This is a genomic window from Rhizobium sp. BK181 (genome assembly GCF_014193305.1).
Lineage (GTDB): Bacteria > Pseudomonadota > Alphaproteobacteria > Rhizobiales > Rhizobiaceae > Rhizobium.
Genome location: NZ_JACHZA010000005.1, coordinates 1 through 21,841, shown reverse-complemented (window position 1 = coordinate 21,841; position 21,841 = coordinate 1). Strand labels below are relative to the sequence as shown.

The 21,841-nt window shown below is 60.9% G+C and carries 23 protein-coding genes, 1 tRNA gene and 1 riboswitch; of the genes, 10 read left to right on the top strand and 14 right to left on the bottom strand.

The features are described from left to right. Position 1: 1 nt before the first annotated feature. The 3 genes from chrA (at position 2) to FHT77_RS14475 (ending at position 2,984) form a co-directional block, all read left to right on the top strand. Positions 2-1,414, top strand: a complete 1,413-nt coding sequence (chrA, locus tag FHT77_RS14485) for a chromate efflux transporter (RefSeq protein ID WP_183755691.1) — start codon at positions 2-4, stop codon at positions 1,412-1,414. 184 nt (positions 1,415-1,598) lie between these two features. Beyond that, a complete protein-coding gene (mnmA, locus tag FHT77_RS14480) occupies positions 1,599-2,798 on the top strand; it encodes a tRNA 2-thiouridine(34) synthase MnmA (RefSeq protein WP_183755690.1) in 1,200 nt (399 codons plus the stop codon). Positions 2,799-2,907: 109 nt separating this feature from the next. Further along, positions 2,908-2,984: transfer RNA gene (locus FHT77_RS14475), tRNA-Met, on the top strand. A gap of 179 nt (positions 2,985-3,163) precedes the next feature. Here FHT77_RS14475 and FHT77_RS14470 read toward each other — a convergent pair. Then, a complete protein-coding gene (locus tag FHT77_RS14470; RefSeq protein ID WP_183755689.1) occupies positions 3,164-3,349 on the bottom strand; it encodes a hypothetical protein in 186 nt (61 codons plus the stop codon). A 783-nt stretch (positions 3,350-4,132) separates the two neighbouring features. Further along, a complete protein-coding gene (locus tag FHT77_RS14465; protein WP_183755688.1) occupies positions 4,133-4,381 on the bottom strand; it encodes a hypothetical protein in 249 nt (82 codons plus the stop codon). Positions 4,382-4,575: 194 nt separating this feature from the next. On the opposite strand from FHT77_RS14465, the gene FHT77_RS14460 reads away from it, so the two are divergent. The 3 genes from FHT77_RS14460 to FHT77_RS31910 all read left to right on the top strand — a co-directional run bounded on the left by FHT77_RS14460 (position 4,576) and on the right by FHT77_RS31910 (position 5,817). Continuing rightward, the gene (locus FHT77_RS14460) at positions 4,576-4,725 is read left to right on the top strand and encodes a hypothetical protein (protein ID WP_183755687.1); all 150 of its coding nucleotides are present in this window, start codon (positions 4,576-4,578) and stop codon (positions 4,723-4,725) included. 635 nt (positions 4,726-5,360) lie between these two features. Next, positions 5,361-5,621 carry a hypothetical protein gene (locus FHT77_RS14455; RefSeq protein WP_183755686.1) on the top strand — a complete coding sequence of 87 codons (261 nt, stop codon included), beginning with the start codon at positions 5,361-5,363 and terminating at the stop codon, positions 5,619-5,621. 70 nt (positions 5,622-5,691) lie between these two features. After that, entirely contained in the window at positions 5,692-5,817 is a 126-nt protein-coding gene (locus FHT77_RS31910; protein WP_281412560.1) for a hypothetical protein, read from the top strand. Between the two features lie 100 nt (positions 5,818-5,917). Here FHT77_RS31910 and FHT77_RS14450 read toward each other — a convergent pair whose 3' ends face one another. The 3 genes from FHT77_RS14450 to FHT77_RS14440 all read right to left on the bottom strand — a co-directional run bounded on the left by FHT77_RS14450 (position 5,918) and on the right by FHT77_RS14440 (position 9,254). After that, positions 5,918-6,541, bottom strand: coding sequence for an outer membrane protein (locus FHT77_RS14450; protein WP_183755685.1), 624 nt, complete (start codon positions 6,539-6,541; stop codon positions 5,918-5,920). Positions 6,542-6,762: 221 nt separating this feature from the next. Next, positions 6,763-8,328, bottom strand: coding sequence for a putative bifunctional diguanylate cyclase/phosphodiesterase (locus FHT77_RS14445; RefSeq protein WP_183755684.1), 1,566 nt, complete (start codon positions 8,326-8,328; stop codon positions 6,763-6,765). Positions 8,329-8,690: 362 nt separating this feature from the next. Further along, positions 8,691-9,254, bottom strand: coding sequence for a histidine phosphatase family protein (locus FHT77_RS14440; RefSeq protein WP_210280920.1), 564 nt, complete (start codon positions 9,252-9,254; stop codon positions 8,691-8,693). 101 nt (positions 9,255-9,355) lie between these two features. After that, positions 9,356-9,428, top strand: a riboswitch (cobalamin riboswitch). A gap of 49 nt (positions 9,429-9,477) precedes the next feature. Between FHT77_RS14440 and FHT77_RS14435 the strand changes: the two genes are divergently transcribed. From FHT77_RS14435 to FHT77_RS14425, 3 genes are read left to right on the top strand one after another with little or no spacing between them, the layout of a single operon-like run. Further along, a complete protein-coding gene (locus FHT77_RS14435) occupies positions 9,478-9,687 on the top strand; it encodes a CbtB-domain containing protein (protein WP_183755682.1) in 210 nt (69 codons plus the stop codon). A 13-nt stretch (positions 9,688-9,700) separates the two neighbouring features. Further along, a complete protein-coding gene (locus FHT77_RS14430) occupies positions 9,701-10,444 on the top strand; it encodes a CbtA family protein (RefSeq protein WP_183755681.1) in 744 nt (247 codons plus the stop codon). A 40-nt stretch (positions 10,445-10,484) separates the two neighbouring features. Beyond that, positions 10,485-11,093, top strand: a complete 609-nt coding sequence (locus FHT77_RS14425) for a hypothetical protein (RefSeq protein ID WP_183755680.1) — start codon at positions 10,485-10,487, stop codon at positions 11,091-11,093. Here FHT77_RS14425 and FHT77_RS14420 read toward each other — a convergent pair. Further along, positions 11,090-11,809 carry a response regulator transcription factor gene (locus tag FHT77_RS14420; protein WP_246719858.1) on the bottom strand — a complete coding sequence of 240 codons (720 nt, stop codon included), beginning with the start codon at positions 11,807-11,809 and terminating at the stop codon, positions 11,090-11,092. The genes FHT77_RS14425 and FHT77_RS14420 overlap by 4 nt on opposite strands. A gap of 248 nt (positions 11,810-12,057) precedes the next feature. After that, the gene (locus tag FHT77_RS14415; protein ID WP_183755679.1) at positions 12,058-12,720 is read right to left on the bottom strand and encodes a sulfite oxidase-like oxidoreductase; all 663 of its coding nucleotides are present in this window, start codon (positions 12,718-12,720) and stop codon (positions 12,058-12,060) included. A 200-nt stretch (positions 12,721-12,920) separates the two neighbouring features. Here FHT77_RS14415 and FHT77_RS14410 point away from each other — a divergent pair, with 200 nt between their 5' ends. Next, the gene (locus tag FHT77_RS14410) at positions 12,921-14,090 is read left to right on the top strand and encodes a M20 aminoacylase family protein (RefSeq protein ID WP_183755678.1); all 1,170 of its coding nucleotides are present in this window, start codon (positions 12,921-12,923) and stop codon (positions 14,088-14,090) included. Positions 14,091-14,142: 52 nt separating this feature from the next. Here the strand turns inward: FHT77_RS14410 and FHT77_RS14405 are convergent, their stop codons facing one another. The 7 genes from FHT77_RS14405 to FHT77_RS14375 all read right to left on the bottom strand — a co-directional run bounded on the left by FHT77_RS14405 (position 14,143) and on the right by FHT77_RS14375 (position 21,602). After that, complete coding sequence (locus tag FHT77_RS14405; protein ID WP_183755677.1) at positions 14,143-15,930, bottom strand: adenine deaminase; 1,788 nt, start codon at positions 15,928-15,930, stop codon at positions 14,143-14,145. Next, positions 15,927-16,847 (bottom strand): nucleoside hydrolase, encoded by a 921-nt coding sequence (locus FHT77_RS14400; protein WP_183755676.1) that lies wholly within the window; start codon positions 16,845-16,847, stop codon positions 15,927-15,929. The genes FHT77_RS14405 and FHT77_RS14400 overlap by 4 nt, the downstream gene beginning before the upstream one ends. Positions 16,848-16,851: 4 nt before the next feature. Continuing rightward, positions 16,852-17,877 (bottom strand): ABC transporter ATP-binding protein, encoded by a 1,026-nt coding sequence (locus FHT77_RS14395; RefSeq protein ID WP_183755675.1) that lies wholly within the window; start codon positions 17,875-17,877, stop codon positions 16,852-16,854. Continuing rightward, entirely contained in the window at positions 17,870-18,649 is a 780-nt protein-coding gene (locus FHT77_RS14390; RefSeq protein WP_018859249.1) for an ABC transporter permease, read from the bottom strand. The genes FHT77_RS14395 and FHT77_RS14390 overlap by 8 nt, the downstream gene beginning before the upstream one ends. Next, entirely contained in the window at positions 18,646-19,473 is an 828-nt protein-coding gene (locus FHT77_RS14385) for an ABC transporter permease (protein ID WP_183755674.1), read from the bottom strand. The genes FHT77_RS14390 and FHT77_RS14385 overlap by 4 nt, the downstream gene beginning before the upstream one ends. 61 nt (positions 19,474-19,534) lie before the next feature. Further along, on the bottom strand, positions 19,535-20,557 hold the full coding sequence (locus FHT77_RS14380; protein WP_183755673.1) for an ABC transporter substrate-binding protein: 1,023 nt from the start codon (positions 20,555-20,557) through the stop codon (positions 19,535-19,537). A 19-nt stretch (positions 20,558-20,576) separates the two neighbouring features. Then, entirely contained in the window at positions 20,577-21,602 is a 1,026-nt protein-coding gene (locus FHT77_RS14375) for a LacI family DNA-binding transcriptional regulator (RefSeq protein WP_183755672.1), read from the bottom strand. Between the last annotated feature and the right edge of the window lie 239 nt (positions 21,603-21,841).

The following is a 21,841-nucleotide window of genomic DNA, read 5'->3' as shown; positions in this document are numbered from 1 at the left end:
GATGGCCAACCTTGTCACGGATACACCCGCCGACAACATGACGGGCGGGACGGGTCACGGTGTCTCCTTCGGCGAAGCCTTCCGCGTCTGGTTGCGGGTGGCGGCGCTGAGCTTCGGCGGCCCGGCCGGGCAGATCGCCGTCATGCACAGGATCGTCGTCGACGAAAAGAAGTGGATCGGCGAGCATCGTTTTCTGCATGCCCTGAACTACTGCATGCTGTTGCCGGGACCAGAAGCGCAACAGCTCGCCATCTATATCGGCTGGCTCATGCACAGGACGGCAGGCGGGCTTGTCGCCGGCATCCTTTTCGTTTTGCCTGGTTTCCTGTCCATCCTTGCCCTCAGCTACGTCTACGTACTGTTTGGAAACGTCGACGCCATCGAAGGCATGTTCTTCGGTCTCAAGGCGGCTGTTCTTGCGGTCGTTTTGCAAGCCGTCATCCGGATCGGCGGCAGGGCGCTGAAAAATCCGGCGATGGTCGCCATCGCGGCCGCGGCGTTCGTGGGGATCTATATTCTGCATATCTCGTTCCCGTTGATCATTCTGGCGGCGGCGATCATCGGCTTCTTGGGTTCGGCAACCGGCTCGAAGCCCTTCCAGACAGGCAATGGCCATCATGCCGCTGCCGGTCGCGTGCTGGCGGACGTCGATTCCGCGCTCGGAGAGGAAACGCCGCTCCACGCGCGGCCGAACCTGCTATGGTCGTTGAAAATTTCGGCCATCATGCTGGCGTTGTGGCTCGGACCGCTCTTGCTGCTTTACGTGTTCCGAGGCGGCGATGATGTGTTTACGCAGATCGGCGTCTTTTTCAGCAAGATGGCCGTGGTGACCTTTGGGGGCGCGTACGCCGTGCTTGCCTATGTCGCGCAGGAGGCGGTTCAGCACTATGGCTGGCTGCGCCCAACGGAGATGCTGGATGGGCTCGGCATGGCTGAGACGACGCCCGGCCCCCTGATCATGGTCCTCCAGTTCGTCGGCTTCATGGGAGCTCACCGCGATCCAGGCGGTCTCGATCCGATGGTGGCCGCGACGCTGGCCGCAATCCTCACGACCTGGGTGACCTTCGTGCCGTGCTTCCTGTGGATCTTTCTGGGTGCGCCGTTCATCGAAAAGCTCAGGGGAAATGCAGCGCTCGCAAGCGCGATGTCGGCCATTACCGCTGCTGTGGTCGGCGTCATCCTGAACCTCGCAATCTGGTTCGGCTTGCATTTCCTGTTTACCGAGACGCGCATCCATCGGCTTGGCCTCATATGGATTGAGGTACCCGTCTGGTCATCGCTGGCTCTGCCGTCGCTCGTTCTCAGCATCGCGGCTGCCGTTGCCATCTTCCGGTTCAGACTGTCGGTGATCCCCACATTGCTCGCTTGTGCCGTGGCCGGAATGCTTTGGAAGCTGCTCGGGGCGGCGCTGTAACAGCGGCAGCACAGGGCATGTGCCAAGCGACACTTCACTGATGAAACGTGCATCCTCTTGCGCCGGAACCCAATCCTTTCTATATCCTCGCCAACGAAAGTCCGGCGGCCGATCCCGCGCGGACGCATGAAATCCGCCGCATCTTATGGGTGGATCACAACAAGCTTAGAATTGGCAGTCACCCGTGAACACACTGGATTTTGAAAAGAAGCCGGAAGATACCCGCGTTGTCGTCGCCATGTCCGGCGGCGTCGATAGTTCCGTGGTGGCAGGCATTCTCAAGCGCCAGGGCTATGACGTGCTCGGCATTACGCTGCAGCTTTACGATCACGGCGCCGCCGTTCATCGCGCAGGCTCCTGCTGCGCGGGCCAGGATATCGACGATGCCCGTCGGGTCTGTGAGACGCTCGGCATTCCTCACTATGTACTGGACTATGAGAAGCGCTTCCGCGACACGGTGATCAATCCATTCATGGAAAGCTATGTCGCCGGCGAGACGCCGATCCCCTGTGTCTCGTGCAATCAGACGGTCAAGTTCGCGGATCTGCTGGCGACGGCCAAGGAGCTTGGCGCCGATGCACTTGCGACCGGCCACTACATTCGCTCGCGGCCCAATCCGGCGCCTGGCGACCCCGGTCGTCGCGCGCTCTATCGTCCGGCCGATTCCGATCGCGACCAGAGCTACTTCCTTTTCGCGACGACGCAGGAGCAGATCGACTATCTGCGCTTTCCGCTCGGCGGCCTGCCGAAGGCCGAAACCCGAAAGCTTGCCGAGGACATGGGTCTTGTGGTCGCCAAGAAGGCGGACAGCCAGGACATCTGTTTCGTGCCGCAGGGCAAGTATTCCGACATCATCAACAAGCTGAAGCCGAACGCGGCGCTCGCAGGTGAGATCGTCCATCTCGACGGCCGCGTTCTCGGTCAGCATGACGGCATCCTGCACTACACCATCGGCCAGCGCCGCGGCATCGGCATTGCCACCGGCGAGCCGCTTTACGTGGTCTACCTTGATGCTCGCTCCCGCCGGGTCATTGTCGGCCCGAAGGAAGCATTGGAGACTCATCGCGTCTACCTGCGCGATGTCAACTGGCTGGGCGACGAGCCGCTCGCCGCGGCTGCCTCGGGTGAAGGTTTTGCGTGTTTCGCCAAGGTCCGCTCCACGCGCGCACCGACGCCCGCGGTGTTGCATGCCGATGCGAGTGGGATTTATGTCGACCTCGCAGTCGGCGAAGCCGGTGTTGCACCGGGCCAGGCCTGCGCGCTCTATTCGGCGCCCGGCGACGACGCACGCGTCTACGGCGGTGGTTTTATCGAACGCTCCGAGCGCGAACCGGCGGCGGAGGCTTCGCTGAAGGCGTTGCTGGCAAGCCCTATCGCGGCCTGAAAAAGCCTGTGGTATTTTCTCGATCATGCGCTTGACACAAAGCCGAGGCGCACCTTATAAGCCGCTCATCCCACGGGCCGCCGCAACGCGAACGGCACCGTTGACCAGTGGCGGAGTAGCTCAGTAGGTCAGAGCAGAGGAATCATAATCCTTGTGTCGGGGGTTCAAATCCCTCCTCCGCTACCATCCTTATCAACGACGGCTCCGTATCAGCCAACTTGGACAGTAGCCGTTAATCCGACTTAGTAGTGCTTGCTTGTTGTCGGTCGGTTGGACGACAACGGCGGCGCCTTCCTACCGATGGTAGTGGTGCGGAACTGTAACACTCTTCTTCCGACAGGCACTTAACGGCAACTCGCGTCTTCTTAGTGGAAGACATCCCACCAGTCTTTCTCTTCCGCTTCGTTCATGATTTCCAAACTCTCGATTATCTCGATTAGCTTGGCGGCCGTCATATCTTGAACCTCAGAGATTGTGTCCTCGCTGACAATCATGACAGTCCAGGTACCATCAGAGTACCGGAATGCGAGAAAGGCGGGTTTGTCGTTCACGACTGTTTCTCCCTCTGACTTGCAGGATGAGCAGGACAGCAGGCCAGATCAAGGATATCTACTCGCAGTCAAAAAGGCGGTTCCCGGATACTGTGGAGGGATCAGTCCGCAATATCCGGGATGCACTGTGTCCTAGGGTATGAGGACGTTTGGAAGGCTACAGTATCAATGGCTCCTTGCCGTCTTTCGAAAGTCGAACGATTTGTTGGACTTAGGTCGGAGCGAAAGTCGCCCTAGGCCTCATTTCAGACTAAACAGGGCGCCATCGTTATTTGCCTGGTCTTAGTGGCAGTGCAGTCTGCTCGCGCGGCCGCAAGAGCCCGATTTCGCGCAGATGATCGGTCTGCGGCTGGTTACATCTCCGGTGACGCGGCCCGAACCAGGCGATCGAGCGTGACGAGAAGCCGCACTGGTAGAGCACTATGGATCGTCCCATCTCTAAAGCATGAGTAAGAAGCAATTCGTCGGTCTAAGCATTACGGTGTTGGTCGGTCTTACCTGCGTGCTGTTGGTGACGGCTTCGATCCTCGGCCCTACGGTCGCGGTTCCGCCTCTCTAACGGCATCGGTCAATTCATTCTGCCGATATCGCGCAGCCAGACGCCGTCAATCTGCCTCGGAACCTTCATGACGAAGGGTGCGGCGCTGTTGTTGCGGCGGCGGATTGTCGTGGATATTGAGATGACGGATATCCGGTAACAGCTATGCACGCACCTTGCTGGCCCCTGGTAAAGGTAATCCCTCTTGGGGCTGTGGGCTCTCTTCATCAGGGTGGATTTGACAGTCAGTAGTGGCAGCTCGAAGGGGCGCCGGATTTGAAGCCTTGGTCGCAAACCGGATTCATAGAGCGCTTGCGATCCATCATCCGGGGAGTCAGAAACCGATTGGTCATCGGTGTGGTGGATCCAGTCGTTTGCTTGCTCACTGCTGTTGGGGTGCCTTTCTTCGCAGCCGATGACGCCGCCGCAGCAGGCGCAAAGTTCGAAAGACCAAAGAGTGCAGCGACCGCCGCAGCCATGAGAGCGCGGTTCATTGGCATTCTCCTTCGTACGACGGTTATCAGCGCGCTATCACCGCATACGCGCAGTCGGACTACCGTACGCGGGCAGCCCATGGTGCCAACGGTGTATGAACTAATGATGTCACCGGGAGGCAGCCTTGGCCGCAACGCGGTTGCCAAGCGGATGTTTCCGCCTATCTCAAAGGGTCCGCAAACAAGGAGTTGGCATGAATAGTCGTAACGGTCTCTTCCTAATTATCGGTGCTTTGCTCGTCGTCGTGGTGGGCCTGGGGGTCTACATTTATCGCGAGCAGAGCAAGCCCTCGGGCGTGGACATTTCTATTGGTGAAAAAGGAATTTCGGTCGAAGAAAAATAGGGATTGGGGTCCGGAATACTCCGGTGCGCCCGCTGGGGCAATCCGGAGCATTCCGGTGTCCATGGGTTTGGACAGCGCACGATTACGTCGTCTAGGCTCGATTGGATAGTTGGACCAAAGTCCCGAGAGTTGCAGCTCACATAGTGCTCCCGGAGACATTCAAAAATCTATTTCAATTATTTTGGAGGTCGCTAATGTGACCTCATGGCAAACCGAACGGTGCGGCTTACACAGGGCGCAGCGGGGACCGAGCATCCTGTACAGGACGAAATCTCGAATGCCAGAGGGAGAGAAGCTTAGCTCTTCGGAGGCAACGCCTGAGCTTCTCTCCCGATCATGGAACTGAGGCTCTCACCAAAAGCGACGACGACACTCAGAATTACCTTCAGCTACGGAGCCACGGCCGCATGTCCAGGCTGCGCGTTTCCACGCAAAAGGGACCAAAGCGGTCGAAGCTCGAAAATTTGCGTGCGTTGATTGATCGGGGTTTGATCGCTGTATAGCCCGGCTCGCACCCGCCTGTGTAAAGCACCGCATATTCTTCCGTGGAACCTTCAATAAACTTCGGCCCTACGCCTTTCTCATTCGGCCACGATATGCACGATAGCAGCGCGCAACACAGATCGGGTTTGAGAATGGCAAAGAAACCGAAACTGGAACATTCCGAGCTCGCCGGCGAGTTTACGGAGGATGGTGTGACAGTACTCGTCGATATCTTCCGCCCGGCCGGCTCGAAAGGCGACTGGAAGATGGAGGTGGTCACCCAGCACGAGGATCTCATCGAATGGGAAGAGCCCTTCGCGACCGATCGCGAGGCTTTCGACGAGTTTCTGGCCACGGTCGCCCGTGAGGGGATCAAGACATTTCTGGAAGACGAAGACCCGTCGGTCCACTAGCTCCTTTGGGGTCGTGTAGGTATGCGGGTGGCTAGGCAACGGAGGATCGCGCCCCAAGAATAGCGCGCGCATGCGGAAGGAAAGCCAAGCGGCGCTCCGATCGAACGCGATGCGTGAAGGGCGTGGCGGCAACCAGGGTGGCAACAGCCAGGGTGGCGGCGGCCAGGGTGATGGCAGCCGCGGTGGAAACCACTAGACTAAGAACGGACTGCCGTTTACGGCGACCGCTGTCAAGTCAGAGCCCGGGCATTCGCCCGGGCTTTGTCATTTCCTGCCACTTGCTTGGGCCGGCGCTCTCAGAATTTGTAGCCAACGCCGACGGTCACGACGTTTTGGTTGAAGTCGGTATCGACGCCGCGAAGGTCCTTGCTGCCATAGTCGTTGTAGCGATATTCGACCCGCCCGAAGATATTGTTGGTGAAGGCATAGTCGAGACCGGCTCCAACGGTCCAGCCGGAGAACGTCGCATCATCATCGCCAACAGGGGTGCTTACGTGGCCCCTGGCGCCGGTCCAGCCGGCAGCGCCATAAAACAGCGCGTGATCGAGAGCGTAACCGACGCGGGCGCGAACGGAGCCTGTCGTGTCGAACTTGTATTCATTGCCGCCGACCGTTTCCTCGTCCCAATTGTAGGAAGCGTCGCCTTCGACGCCGAGGACGATGTTGTTGTCGAGCTGCCAGTTATATCCGGCAAAGCCGGTGACAAGGCCGCCGTTGAGGTTGGCGTCGCCGATGCCGGAGAAGTCACCGTTGCCCCACGCGCCGCCACCCTGCAGGCCGAGATAAAAGCCGTTCCAGGTGAATGCGGGCGCCGCTTCGGCAACCGGGGCCGCCGGCGGTTCGCTGACAAGGTCCGCGGCGGATGCGGTTCCCGCGAGAGCAATCATAGCTGCGGAGACGCCAACTATACGGAAATACATGATAAATCCCTCTCCTATGACAAGGGTCCACTCAAGTTACACGCCGACCAAGGCCAGCCCCGATCGATAATCGTGGCCATGCGGCATGCATTACACTTTCAGCGGAAATGTCCGCCCATAGGACCAAGGCGCTAACGCCGCCCTATCCGAGAAGGTTCCATCACGAATTTCTGATGTGCTGGAATGCTAGCAGTACGGATGTGGCGTACGTTGCGCTTTGCTCATCCGTTGGCCAGCGCCGCGTCCCGATCGAAGATGAAAGAGCGTGTGTCTTCTGCGGGCATAGGCTTTCCGAAGAGATAGCCCTGGCCAACATCGCAGCCGAGCTGAAGCAGGTGACCGAGTTGGCGATGCTCCTCTATGCCTTCGGCGGTCGTTTGTATGTTGAGGCTGCGACCGAGGCCAAGCATGGCGCGAATGATCTTCTCCTGGCGCTCGTCATCGCGGTAGGTCGCAATGAAACTCTTGTCGATCTTGATCTTGTCGAACCGGTATCGGGCGAGTTGGGCGAGGCTGGAATAGCCCGTGCCGAAATCGTCCAAGGCGATCTGCACGCCGGCGTCGTGGAGTTCATCCAGAATGATGGCGGCAACCGCCGGATCCTGGATCAGCGCATTCTCGGTGATCTCGATCTCCAGGCGGCGTGGCGGCAGGCCGTTTGCCGAGAGCACCTTGAAGATGCGCGAGGCTAGCAGCTTATCTTCCATCTGTACCGGAGAGACGTTGAACGACAGCATGACGTGATCATCCCAAGCCAGGGCATCGCGGCAGGCATGCGCAAGAAGATCCTCGAAGAGCTCGGTGATCATGCCGGTTTCTTCGGCAATGCTGATGAAGACCGGCGGCGGAATGGCAACGCCCTCTTCATCCGTCCAGCGCGCCAGCGCCTCGAAGCCGCAGACTGTGCCGGTCTTGAGATCGATCAGCGGCTGATAGAACGGCCGGATAGCCTTCTTTTGGATCGCAATCCGGAGCTTCGATTCCAGAGTAGCGCGTTTTGCCACCTTATCCTGCATCGAGGCTTCAAACGGCATGTTCTGATTGGGGCCGCGTGACTTCGCCTCGTACATGGCGAGGTCGGCACGGTGGGCGGCGTCCTCCAACGGCTCCCGACCCTGTTGCCAGCGATCATAACCGACACTGGCGCCGACTTCGACGGCAAAGCCATTGATATGGATGGGGCGCGTTACGGCCTGGATAAGCAGGCACGCGAAGCGCTCCTCGTGCCGCGGGGAGAGGCCAAGCGCGACGACGACGAACTCGTCGCCGCCAAAACGGTAGACGCAGTCAGCGTTGCCGATCGCGCAGATGCGCTTTGCCACTTCGATCAGCAGCGCGTCGCCGCCATTGTGGCCGACAAGGTCATTGACCTTCTTGAAGCCATCGAGGTCGACGGAGAAGATTGTAACATTCTGCTCCCATTCGTCGCCCTCGACATCGGTCTTCGTCCTTCGCGGAAGGACTTTACGCTCGAAGGCATAGCGATTGGGAAGCTTGGTGAGGTGATCGTGGGTTGCCGTCCAGTCGGCCTTGGCCTGGGCGCTGGCCCGCAGCTCCATCTCCTTGCGAAGGTCGACGATGCGCAGGATCGAATAGACGAAGCTCATCGCGCCGCCGATGCCGAGCGCGAGGACGAGTTTGTCTGCACCATAGTTCTCGTAAGCGCCGACGAAGGCGACGAGCCAGTTATCCAATTCCAGGATCGCGCCGACGAGCCACAGCGTTACTCCCAACGCCATGACCAACAGGCATTGCCTTCCGGCTCTGCTCTGGAAGAATACCGGCATGCTTCACTCCATCTCCACCCGAGCGCCGGTGTATCATTGAAGTCTGAAGCGTTTGTTGAAACCAAAGGGCGAATTCTTGGTATCTGCGCCTACCGTGAGAGGAGGTCGGCTCGACAGGCGAGCGGTACAGCCGCCCGCCTGTCGCTCTCAACGGATCAATAGGGATGCGGCAATGACGAGCAAGAGCAGTGTCACGGCGGCGGTCATGCGTAGCAGGCGCGTGCGCCGCATCTGCGCTCCGCTCCAATCATAGGGCATGCTTGGTCCTCCTTGGGGCAAGGAACACGGCCCGACTGTGTCGGGTCGGAAAGCTATGGCACGCTTCGCTTGCGTAAGGCTGATCTAAATTAAAGCTCAGAAAATTAAGCTGGCGGGCCTTCCACGCGCAGCGACCACCGACTGCCGTTGCTGGTCATGTGGACAATAGCGAGCGGTTCGATATCGGCGATCCAGAAGGAGGACACCGGAGCTTGTAGCGTGTTGATGATCGCTGCCCTGATGACCGCGGCATGCGTGATGGCGACGATATGACCACCGGCCTGCAGGCGCTCGCTCATCCAGGCGTTTACACGCATGCACACGGCGGCGATTGCCTCGCCACCATGCGGCGCTTCTTCTGGCCGCGCCATCCAGGCCGCCAGATTTTCCGGTTCCGCCTGCTGGATCTCCGCAATCGTGCGTCCCGCCCAGCGGCCGAAGTCGCAATCGGCGAGTGCCTCCGAAAATTCCGGTCGCAGACCAAGCGCCTCGGCCGTCTGCCGCGCGCGTAATGTCGGGCTCGCAACGACGTTATCGGCGCGCCGGAGGCGGGGGGCGATTGCCTTCGTCGCAATGATTGCCTTGTCGTTCAGAGGTTCGTCCTGCGGGAACCGCGCCTCGCGGTTGGCGGCGGTCGAACCATGGCAGATCCAGGTGAGGCGCGTCATCACGTTGATCGTCTCCGGATAACGGGGAAGGGGGCCCGCCGCTCTATGAAGTTTCGTTGACAGGCTCGAAGCCGCAGATATAACGGTTATGTTGTGGGTTTGGAAACCGGTGAAATTCCGGTGCGGTCGCGCCACTGTGATCAGGATGAGGATACCTCAAACTGGAAGTCAGACCCTACCACGCAACGATTCTCGACTGAACGCGTCATTCCAGGAGGAATACATGTCTGACTCTGCTTTTGCGCCCGTCGCCGTACCCGCTCCGATTCCGGTTGGTGAGCTTTTGCCCTGGGCGATCTTCGGCGGTCTGCTGATGCTCATCGCCATCTATTTCGTCGGCACCGAAGAGGGCGCGATGGCGCTTTTCAACGGTATGTACGTGCACGAGTTCGTGCATGACGGCCGACATCTTCTCGGCTTCCCCTGCCACTAAGGGAGTTCCGAACATGGTTGGAAATCTTTTGCTTCGCGGGATGCTCGCGGGCCTGATCGCTGGCATCCTCGTGTTTGCCTTTGCCCACACCTTCGGTGAGCCGCTGGTAGACCAGGCGATTGCGTTTGAGGAAGCCGCTGCGCAGGCAGCCGGCGAAACGGCCGAACCCGAGATCGTCAGCCGCGCCATGCAGGCCGGCATTGGTCTCTTCACCGGCGTAATGGCTTACAGCATCGCTGTCGGTGGGCTGTTCGCATTGGTTTTTGCCTTTGTCCAAGGCCGCTTCAGTGGTCTCGGGGCACGTGGAACGTCGGCAGTCATCGCGGTTGCGGCCTTCGTCTCCGTTGTTATCGTGCCGAATATCAAATACCCGGCCAATCCGCCGGCGGTCGGCAATCCGGATACGATCGGCGTCAGGACTGAGCTGTTCTTCCTGATGATCGTCGTTTCGATCGCCGCGCTCGTTGCCGCAATTGCGTTTGCACGCCGTCTCACGCCACGGTTCGGTGCCTGGAACGCGGCGATCACAGCGGGTGTCGCCTATATCGTCTTCATCGGTGTCGTGCAGTATCTGCTTCCGCCGATCAACGAGGTGCCGGAGAACTATTCGGCGGCGGTCCTTTGGCGTTTCCGTACGACCTCGATCGGCATGCACGTGATCTTGTGGAGCGTCCTCGGTGTGGCCTTCGGTGTGCTCGCCGAGCGCAAGCTTGGCGCCGTTGCAAAGCTGCGCGCTCGCGCGCCGGCCTTCCATTGATCGGAGGGGCTCCGGAGCGATCCGGGGTCCCATTCAAGCGATGATCTTTCGGCACTCAATTTTCCTTTTGTCCCTGCTTGCGCTTCTGCTGTTTTGCTCGGTTGCGAAAGCACACCAGCGCAGCGGCAACGGACCTCATACCGGCATTGCGATTGCCGAAATCTCACATGGTGAAATGATCATGTTCGCCGAGTATCGCGATCGGATCATCGGTCTCGCGGCCCGCGCGACGGACACGACAGAGCCATTCCGGCGTGTGCTGAACTACGCCCAAATTCAGCACGCCTACTGTTTGTGGGGCAAAATGCCTGGTGGGGTGACCGACGAGGCCAGCCCGTTCAACGAATGCTCGCACGCCTATCTCGCGGCAACGAAGGCCGTGCTGCTATCTATGCGGAGCATGGGCGGCGAGGCTGTCGAAGCCGAGGCCATCGTCTCGGCAATCGATGCCGGCATGGTGCTGCGCGGCTTGGCGTTGATCACCTGCGAGTTTAGCGGAGAGGCGTTCAACACTGCAGATATCGTTCGTCCCTCCTGGAGCGCTGTTCCGCGGCATCCCGCTAGTCTGGCGACGTTGACGGCGCTTGCGGCGGCGCTGCTGGCTGCGCTCTATGGCGGGCGGCGCCTGCTTCGACGGATCGCACCCTAACTTTTCTCGACATCGCGGTCGAAGTGCGTTGCAACCAGCATCGCCGTAAGGTGCACGGTGTTCTTCGCGCCGTAGCGCTCTTTCATGCGCTCCAGCCGATGCTCGACGGTTCGATGCGAAATACCGAGATCGGCTGCGATCTCCTTGGCCGTAGCCCCTTCGGTCAAAAGCTGGATCACCGCTTCGTCGGTCGCATCCATGCGCGCCTGCTGCTGAGGCGGGTTGAACATGAATCGCCCGTTCGAAACTGTCAGCAGCCAGGACGGGCGCCGCGCCATTGTCTTTTGGGGAAGGATCAGTCGTTCATATCCGAGATTGACGCCCAGGACCCTCGTTTTGACGAGTTCCATCGACGGTTTCTGCGTTGCAATCACCTCACGATAGCGCGGGATGACAGCCGTTTCCATGTACGTACGGTCCTTGAACTCGCCGATGCGTTGATCAGCGAACAGCTTGTTGATGTTCAGCAGACGTGAGCTGAAGCCAGAGGAGCGTACGACCTTGAGATACCATTGCAGCGGGTCCTCTCCATCGAGAACCACAAGTGTCATCCTCATTCTGATCGTTAGGAGATCGACAACGTCGCGATAGATGTCTTCCGGCGCAGCAGGCGGCTGCGGCGTGGTATGCAGCCACGCGTCCAGCAGTTTCTGCGTGACAGTGTGAAATGAGGTGTGCTTGTTCATCAACTCATACGCGATATCTGGAATCGACATGCAACAACAACCTAAAATGGGTGCAGGTTCAATAGTGACAGCATTCAAATTGTCATAAGGCATTAATTTGAAAATGCATTACTTCCAATCTCTATTCTGAGGTGAATTTCGGTTCGCGCCAATTGCCCGCTATGCGCGTCTTGCTTGTCGGTTTGATGAGGCCCCGAGAGGGCGTCTCGCGAAACTATAGCGAGCAAGCGACAGGCGTAGTCCTGTCGTCCAGCGCGGAGTAGCAATCGCTACTGGTATCAATCCTCGGAATAGCGCTGCTCCCGCCACGGGTCGCCATGCATATGATAGCCGTTCTGTTCCCAGAAACCCGCGGCGTCGGCCGGCAGCAGCTCGATACGACGCAGCCACTTCGCGCTCTTCCAGAAATAGAGGTGCGGAACCACGAGCCGCATTGGGCCGCCATGGTCACGCGTCAGAGGCACGCCTTCCCAGGACGTTGCCAGGATCGCATCCTCGGCGGCAAAATCCGCGAGCGGCAGGTTCGTCGTGTAACCGTCATAGCTCGTCAGCATCACATAGGAGGCTTCCGGCTTTGGCATCGCCTGATCGAGCAGATCACGGGTCGACACGCCCTTCCACTTGTTGTCATAGCGCGACCACGTCGTCACGCAGTGAATGTCGGTGACCTTGACGCTTTGCTCCAGCGCGTGGAAGGCGGCCCAGGAAAGATCAAGCGGCGTTTCGACAAGCCCCCGGACTTCAAGGCGCCAAGTATCCGTCGAGATGATTGGCTGCTGACCCAGATCAAGGACCGGCCAATCCTTGACGAGATGCTGGCCGGGTGGCAGTCGCTCGGCTTCCGGGCGGCTGATGCGGCCGGTGAGGAACTTTCCTTCTGCTGCCCAGCGGCGCTTCGACGTCGTGAGCTTGCTGTCGGTCGGAGTTTGCTCGTCGCTCATTGCTGGCCTTTCGCGTTGCAGCGATTAGGCCATTCACCTCCGCGCACTGTCAAGCGTCGCTCCTAGATCGTCGCATGGATCCGGGCCATCGGCTGCGGCGAGAGCATCGAAGAGGTTGAATTTCCGGGGTATTTGCTGAATAAGAGGGACCACCATGGCGCAGTTTTGACGCCTGCGCGCTTTTACAGGACATCCGGCACATGCCCATTCCCGCCCGGATCGAGAACGATCTGCCATTCTTGACCTCGCTGCGTCGCGATCTGCACGCGCATCCCGAACTTGGCTTCGAGGAGGAGCGCACGAGCGGCATCGTCGCGCAGCTATTGGAAGAGGCGGGCATCAAGGTTCATCTGGGCCTAGGCCGCACCGGCGTTGTCGGTACGTTGCAGGTCGGCAGCGGGACGCGCACGATCGGGCTGCGTGCCGATATGGATGCGCTTGCAATGCCGGAGACCGCGGATCGCCCGTATAAATCCAAATTTGCGGGCAAGATGCATGCCTGCGGGCATGACGGACATACGACCATGCTGCTCGGCGCGGCACGGCATCTGGCGGCAACGCGCGCGTTTTCCGGAACCGTGCATTTCATCTTCCAGCCAGCCGAGGAGGGCAGAGGCGGGGCGCGCAAGATGGTCGAGGACGGCTTGTTTAAGCACTTCCCATGTGATGCCGTCTATGGCCTTCACAACATGCCTGGCCTCGCCGTTGATGAGATCGCCGTGGTCGAAGGGCCGCAACTGGCGTCTTCGGACAGTTGGCGTGTGACCTTCCGGGGTACCGGAACGCATGGTGCCAAGCCGCACCTCGGCAAGGATCCGATCACGGCAGCCGGCACCTTCCTGACCTCGTTGCAGACGATTGTCGGACGTGTCGTCGATCCGTTGCAGCCGGCGGTCGTCAGCGCCTGTTCGCTGCAGGCGGGCGATCCCAAGGCGTTGAACGTGATCCCCGATATCGTCGAAATCGGGGGGACCGCCCGGGCCTATTCGCCTGAGGTCCGCGACCAACTCGAGGAAGAGATCGGACGGCTTGCGAAGGGCACGGCGGCGATGTTCGGCATTGCTGTCGATTACCAGTTCGAACGGCGCATCCCGCCTGTCGTCAACGACAGCGATGCGACCGTGCGTGCGCTCGGCGCTGCCGGAGCTGTCTTCGGGGAGAAGGTGCGCACCAGCTTCCCACCGTCAACGGCAGGCGATGATTTCGCCTTCTTCGGCCAGAGTGCGCCGGGATGTTACGTCTGGCTCGGAAACGGTCCTGCTGTCGATGGCGCCCTGCACCACAACACCGCCTATGATTTCAACGACCATGCGCTTGGTTATGGCGCGGCCTTCTGGACGGCTCTGGTCGAGCGTGAGCTTAACACTTAAGCCCGCTATCGTTGGGGCGGGCGCAGCCTGGCACAGCACCCGGATGCTGCAGCTATTCGCTCTCGAGAATCTCGATCACGGGGCTTTCGAGCACTTTGCCGGTCAGAACGTCTGATATCCCTCGGTCCGTCTGATGCGGGCCGACGTTGCAGGCAAGCGTGGCGCCGAAGCAGGCCTTGAAAACAAGGTAGGGCGGCTTCCAGTCGACGATCCTTTCCATCGCCTTCCGGATCGCTCGGAAGGACGCCGCCGTTTCTTCCAATGGCGCCTCGGTGACGAGGCCGGACACCGGCAGAGGCAGAAGCGCTTCAATCTGGCCATCTTTGGCGACGGCCATGCCGCCGCCCGCTGATATCACCGCGTTGGCGGCGACTGCCATGTCGCGCGGGTTGCCGCCAAAGACGGTAAGGTTGTGGCTGTCGTGCGAGACAGTCGTGCAGAAGGCCCCTCGCCATTCTCCCCAACCGGTGAGGAAGCCGACCCGAGGCCTGCCGTCGACCATGCCGTGCCGATGCGCGACCGCGATCAGGGTGCTTCCGGCCGGCGGAACGACGAAACCGCCGTCGACGCCAGTTTCCGCCTCGCCCCACTGTGTGAAACGGGGGCGGTCAATCGTGGCGACGCGAACGCGCTTGCCGGTGGCTGGGACCCTGAAGTCATCGTCCGTCAGGGCTGTCAACTTGACCGAGTTCTGCAGCGCGACCGTCTCGAACGAGCGCAGCTGGGGGTTCATTTCGCCCGATGTCGAGACGATTGCGCCATTGGCGATGACGGCCTTCGTAGCGAAACCAACGAGGTCTTTGAAGAGCACGATATCGGCGCGCCGGCCGGCAGCGATCAGGCCGAGATCCGAGCGCTTCAATCGCTGCGCCGCGTTGAAGGTCGCGGCTCTCAGCGCCCATTCTGGTTTCATGCCATAGCGGACGAGCCGGCGGATGACGTCGTCGAGACCACCGCCATTCTTCAGTTCGTCGGGGAAGACGTCGTCGGTGCAGAGCGTGACCGTCGACGGCAGATGGCCGATGTCGTTGAGCGCGGTTACGAATTCCTGCAGCAGATGGTCATGCGAGCCCCGTAGCTCGATGGTCAGCCCGGCGGCCAGCTTCTGCAGCAGGTCGGCGCTGGATGTCAGTTCGTGATCGGAGCTGACACCGGCAGCCATGAAGGCGTTCAGGTCGGCGCCTTCAAGTCCGCGCGCGTGGCCGCAGACCAGCTTTCCAGAAGCGAGGCCAGCATTCACAATGTCGGTCATGCGCGGATCGCCGTCGATGACACCGCGCATGTTCATCACTTCGGCCACACCGCCGATGCCAGGCCACGGCAGCATTTCGGTGATAACAGATGCGTCGAAATCCGCGCCGGCGACTTCAAGCCCCGGAGCGGAAGGAACGCAGGAAGGCGCGAGAACAATGGTCCGGAGCGGCAGGCAGCGGGACGCTTCGATTGCCCAGCGCACGCCGTTCAGGCCATGCACGTTACCGAACTCATGCGGATCCCAGACAATAGTCGTCACGCCGCGCGGAACGACGGCTGCCGCATAGGCGGCAGGGGTCACCATCGAGCTTTCGATATGCATGTGCGTATCGATGAGGCCCGGCGAAACGATGCTGCCTGTCGCATCGACGGTCTTTGCAGCGTCGGTGCGGCTGCCCGGTGCGTGGACGCTTGCGATGAGCGGTCCAACGACGCCGATGTCGGCGTCGCGGGTCAGGCCGGTGACGACATCGAGCAGGCGTCCGCCCGAGATCAGCAGGTCGAAAGGCGCGTCGCCACGCGCGGCGGCGACGGCGCGCGCGCGAAGTACCGGATCGTTGAGATCCTTCGGTTCCGCGGCACTCATCGGCGGGCCTCATCGATCAGTGCGCCGAGGATTAGCGCGCGCGCCTTTTCAGCGTCGATATCGACGGCGTATTCGGCATTGAAGGTCGCATGCGTCGCGCGGGTCTCGACCACGGTGCGGCCACGCGTATGCTGACCCTGCAGTTCGGCATCGATGCGCGCCGGACGGAACGTAACAATATCGGATGCGACGAAGGCGGCTGCGGCTGATGGGTCGTAGATCGCCATTCCCGGCCTGCCTCGGCTCGTTCCGATGCCGATGTATCCGTCAAGCATATCTGCGATAAGTACCGCATTGGCGCCACCGGCGTCTCGCACCGGGCTGACGTCGTCAGGAGTCGCGATAACCTTGCGGCAAAGATCGAGATCGACCATGCGCAGCGGCAGATTGTGGGCGAGGATGATGGCGAGGGCTTCCGGGTCGGCCAGCGCGTTGAACTCGGCGGATGCCGTGTGATTGCCCGCCGTGACGCCCCCGCCCATCCAGGTCAGTTCGGTGATGCGGGCTGCGAGGTCCGGGCGTGCCAATGCGAGGGCAGCGAGATTGGTCAAGGGACCGAGCGCGAGGATTCGATGGGGGCCATCGGTCTCCAGCCAGCGGCAGAGGGCGGTGAAAGCGTCGCTCTCCACCAGCGGCGCGGCGGTGGGTAGGCTTTGGCCTGATGTCGGAATGCCTGTTTCGCCGAGGATCGCCTGCGCGGTTTCGAGCGAGCCGAGGACGGGCGTTGCGCGACCGCTGTGGATCGGGAAAGTCCAACCGAAGGCCTTGGCAGCACCTGAAGCATTGACGCGCACCTGCGGCAGCGGCGTGTTGCCGAAGACGAGCGAGATGCCTGATATGTCGAGCTTCGCATTGGCCACCACGAGGATCGCGGCGATATCGTCAAAGCCCATGTCGGTGTCGATCCAGACGCCCATGATGTTACCTGTAGCGTGAGAGCGGCGCTGCTGCGGCAAGCGGCAGGTCGAAGGCAAGTGTGGAGCCGATCGCATGCGTCGGCAGCTCGGCATCGACCTCGGCCTTGATGGGGCCAAGCGGTGTGTCGAGCAGATATTCGCGGGTGTTTCCGGCAAACGAGGTGCCGCGCACGGTGCCCTGGTAAGGACCTGAACCAAGGTTCACCATGCGCGGACGCCAGGCCAGGCCCTTTGCGGCCTGCGGCGCTGGACCGGAAAGCTCGACTGATGTGGTGGATGTCGCGAGCTTGCCGTTTTCCAGCGCAAAGACGTTTTCGAAGCCGACGAAATCGGCGACGAAGGCCGAGACGGGCTTGTTGTAGATTTCCTCCGGTGTACCGATCTGCTCGATGCCGCCGTTCAGCATCACCACGATCCGGTCGGCGAGCGCGAGCGCCTCGATCTGATCGTGGGTGACGAAGATCATCGTGACGCCGGTTTCCTTATGGACGCGCTGCAGCTCGGCGCGCATTTCGAGGCGCAGGCGGGCATCGAGGTTGGAGAGAGGCTCATCGAGCAGCAGAACCTTCGGCTCCATCACCATGGAGCGGGCAAGGGCCACGCGCTGTTGCTGGCCGCCCGAAAGCTCTGCAGGTTTGCGATCGGCAAACTTGGCAAGGCCGACAGACTTGATGCCGGCGCTGACCTTGGCATCGAGATCCTTGCCGCCGATACCCTTCAGACGCAGGCCGAAGGCGACGTTCTCATAGACCGTCAGATGCGGGAACAGCGCGTAGGACTGGAAGACCAGACCGACATTGCGCTTGTTGGCGGAGACGCGGGTGATCTCGGCTCCATCGAGTGTGATGCGGCCGGAGGCCGGATTGAGCAGGCCGGCGATCGAGCGCATCGTTGTCGTCTTGCCGCATCCGGAGGGGCCGAGCAGAGCGACGAGCTCGCCCTTGGCGATCGTAAGATCTAGATCCTTCACCGCGACCGTATCGCCGTAGGCAAGCGTCAGCTTGTCGAGTGTGAGATAGGCGTCAGACATAGCGAGAGAATCCCAGGAAGCGTTCGGCAAGGAAGACGATGCCGATGGAAAGGAAGGCGAGCAGCGAGGAGAGTGCCGCGATCGACGGATCGTAGGTGGTCTCCATGTAGCCCAGCATGTCGATCGGCAGCGTGCGCACGCCGGGACCGGAGAGGAAGAGCGAGACCGGCACCTGATTAAAGCTGGTCACGAAGCCGAGGATGAAGGCAGCCAGGATGCCGCCGCGGATATTCGGCATGACGACGCGGAAGAAGGCGCCGACGCGTGAGGAGCCGAGCAGGACGGCTGCTTCCTCCATATCCGAGCGCAGGTTGTTGAGGCTGGCCGAGACGACACGCACGGCGTAGGGCAACACCAGCGCGGTGTGCGCCATGAAGAGAGCAAGCGTGATGTTGAAGCCGAAAGGCACGACGAGGTAGCGCAGCAGCGCCAGGCCGACGATGATGCCGGGCACGATGATCGGCAACGATACGATGGTGCGGACGGTTTCGCCGAAGGGCAGCTTGTAGCGCGACAGTGCGTATGCGGCGGGAATGCCGAGCACGAGCGCTGTCAGCGTACCGAAGACGGCAAGGAACATCGACATGGCGAAGCTTTCGCGGAAGCTGTCGATGGTGAATACCTTGGCGACCCATTTCAAGGAAAGACCCTGCGGCGGGAAGGCCAGCGTGTCGCCGGCCGAGAGCGATGCGGCGATGATGATCAGGAACGGGCCGATCAGGAAGATCAGCAACAGGCCGAGAACCAGCGGCGACAGAATGCGTGCGGTCATCGCTTGTTCCTCGCGGTCGCAAGGCGCTTGAGCAAGATGTTGGCGGCAAAGCTCATGACGATCAGCATGAAGGCGATGACGCTTGCCGAGACGAAGTTGTTAGCAACCGACACCTGCTGATAGAGCAGCGTTTCCAGCATCAGCACCTTCGAGCCGCCAAGCACGGCGGGGGTAATGTAGGCGGTCAGCGATCCGGTAAAGACGAGTGTGCCGCCGACGACGAGGCCCTCGCGGGTGAGCGGCAGGATCACTTTCCAGAATACCTGGAACCAGTTGGCGCCGAGCACACGGGCAGCGGGAATGGCGTCCTTCGGCATGTTCTCGAGGGCGCTGATCAGCGACAGGATCATCAGCGGCAGGAAGAGCTGCAGCAGGCCGATGAAGACGGCGGTCTCGGTGAAGAGCAGGCGCAGCGGGCCGTCGCTGAGGCCGAGACCCTGGATCGCCTGGTTGACGATCCCGGTGCGGCCGAGAATGACGATCCAGGCATAGGTGCGGGCAACCGGCGAGATCATCAGCGGCAGGGTGATGAGGCCGATCATACGGCCCTTGCCCTTGGGTGGCAGGTTGACGATCACGAAGGCTGCGGCATAGCCGATGACGGCCGATACCGCCGTAACCTCAAGCCCCAGGCGAAAAGTCCGCAGAAAGACGGTGCGGTTCAGCTGCTCGGAAAAGAAGTCGGTATAGGCGCTGAGCGTCCAGCTGCCGTCGATGCGGAAGCCTTCGGAGAGGAGGACGACAACGGGCAGCAGGAAGACCAGCGCGGCAAAGACTGCTGCGGGCAGGGCAAGCGCCAAGGCTTCTGCGCGGTTCTGAAACATGAAACGACTTTCGACGGATGGAAGGGCCGGCTCCGGTAGGTTCCGGAGCCGGCCTCGGAAATTACTGACCGACCTTCTCGTTCCATTCCTTCAGCCAAGCGGCGCGGTTGTCGAGCGCGGCTGCCGACGGGATGAGCTTCAGGCTCTTGGCGGTTTCTTCGCCGTAGGTGAGGTTGTTGGCGGCTTCCTCGGAGAGCTTGACCTCCTTGTTCGCCGGGCTGTCGACGAGCTTTTCAGCAAGCTTCGTCTGGATTTCGGTGGAGAGCCAGAAGTCCATGAACTGCAGGGCGAGATCACGGTTCTTCGAGCCCTTGGTGACGACCATCACGTTCATGCCGCCGGTCTGGCCTTCTTTCGGCGTTGCCCAGGCGACGGGGACGTCGAGCTTGGTGAAGCCGGCCCAGGAGAAGCGGCCGATCGGGGCGGCCCAGATTTCCTCCTGCTGCATCAGCTGCACGAGTTGCGAGGACTTCTCATAGAAGGTGACGATCTCGTCCTTCTTTTCGCCGACCGCCTCGATCGGCGTCTTCAGATCCGGGTTGTCGCTGCCAAGCGCCTTGCCGAGCATGAAAAGCGCCGGAGGGCCCTGGTTGGTGGTGACGTTCGGGAAGGCGACGTGGCCGACATATTCAGGCGTCAGCAGATCGGCCCAGGATTCGATCTTCATCTTATCGGAACGATAGGCGATCGAGGTGGCGTAGAAGGTGTAGCCGACGCTCATGCCGTCGCCGTTCGGGTCCTTGGCGAGGTCGTAGAGCCTGCCGAAGTTGGACAGCTTCGAGGTATCGACATTGTCGATCAGATCCTTGCGGCTGGCCGACAGGGCATCGGCCATGGAGACGACGGCCATGTCGATGACGGGGCTCGCCTTGTTGGCCTCCATCTTGGCAAGCCGCTCGACGCTGTTGCCGGTCTCGACCACAAGCTTGCAGCCGCACTTCGCCTCGAAGGGATCGTAGACGATCGACTTGAAGTCATCCTGAGCAAAGGCATAGACGGAAATCGTAAGCGTCTTTTCTTCTGCCTTCGCGGCGAGGGGCGACAGCGCCAATAGCGCGGCCGAAGCGATGAGGGCATTCTTCATGTCAGCTGTTCTCCGTCTGTCAGGATATTCGTGTCGGGTCCGCCGGCCCGGAGGACTGGCGAACGATCAGTTGCATTGGAACTCGGTCGGTCTCAGACGTGACAAGCACGCCCTCGCGGCTGCCGCGCGTCTGTATGGTCTGCAGCAATGACGTAATGGCGATCTCTGCGATGGTATGCATGTCCATCGCCACCGTCGTCAGGGATGGGGTGATGACGGCTGACCAGATGAGGTCATCGAAGCCGGTTACGCTTGCGACGCTTGGCACATCAATGCCGTCGCGCTGCAATTCTGTGAGGGCTCGCAAGGCCTGCAAATCCGACAGCGCTGCGAACGCCGTGTAGCCCTCGCGCACCTTCTCAGCGAGTCCCAAACTGCACCCGCTGCCGTTTTGCCGCTCCAGCGTCTCGATCCAGAGTGTTGCCGAACTCATTCCGGGGCGGAGACCTGAGCGGATGCCGCCCACGCGATCGTTCTGAACGTTTGAGCCGGGGTTGTTGCCGATGATGAGGATGCGCCGATGTCCAAGCTCGGCCAAATGGTTGGCGATCGCCGAGCCGCCCTGCATGTGATCGGCAGCCACGGTGTTGCCAGGGGTGGAGGCTGTGTCGATGACGGCGACCGGGCAGGCGGCGGCGGAAATTCGGGTCGCGCGGCGCGGTATGATCACCATGCCCTCGACGCCGCGCTCGACCAACCGGTTGATCGCCTCGGTCTGGGTGGCGACGTCCCCCCGGGAGTCGGCGATGAGCACGCCGTAACCGGCGGCAGTGGCGGCGAATTCGATCGCTTGGGCGAGCTTCGGGAAAAGTGGGTTGGCGATGTCAGGCAGAACAAGGCCGAGGACGCCGCTGCGCCCGGTACGAAGCGCGCGTCCGGCCTGGCTCGGAACGTAGCCGAGTTCGGCGGCGTGTTCCTTGATCCTCTCTGCCAGTTGTTCGGAAACGCGGCCTTTGCCAGAGAGCGCATTGGAAACCGTCGCGACAGATACGCCGAGCGACGTCGCAATCCTGCTCAGGTTCGGTCCAGGTCGCGTTGGAGGCATGGTTTCCGACATACGGAGATTAATCGTTTAATCATTGCGTACATCAGGGCGGGGAACTTGTCGAATCCAAAATCGCCGCTGCCGTCATTATCGGCTTTGGCTACCGATAGCGGCCATAAAAAAGCCCCGCGATTGCGGGGCTTCCTGTCTCGTGTGGCTCAGCTCGCCTTGGGCGGTGTTGTCGTGCGCGGTGCGCCCGGATTGTAGCCGCCGCCGATGGCGACGTTGAGGGCGACATA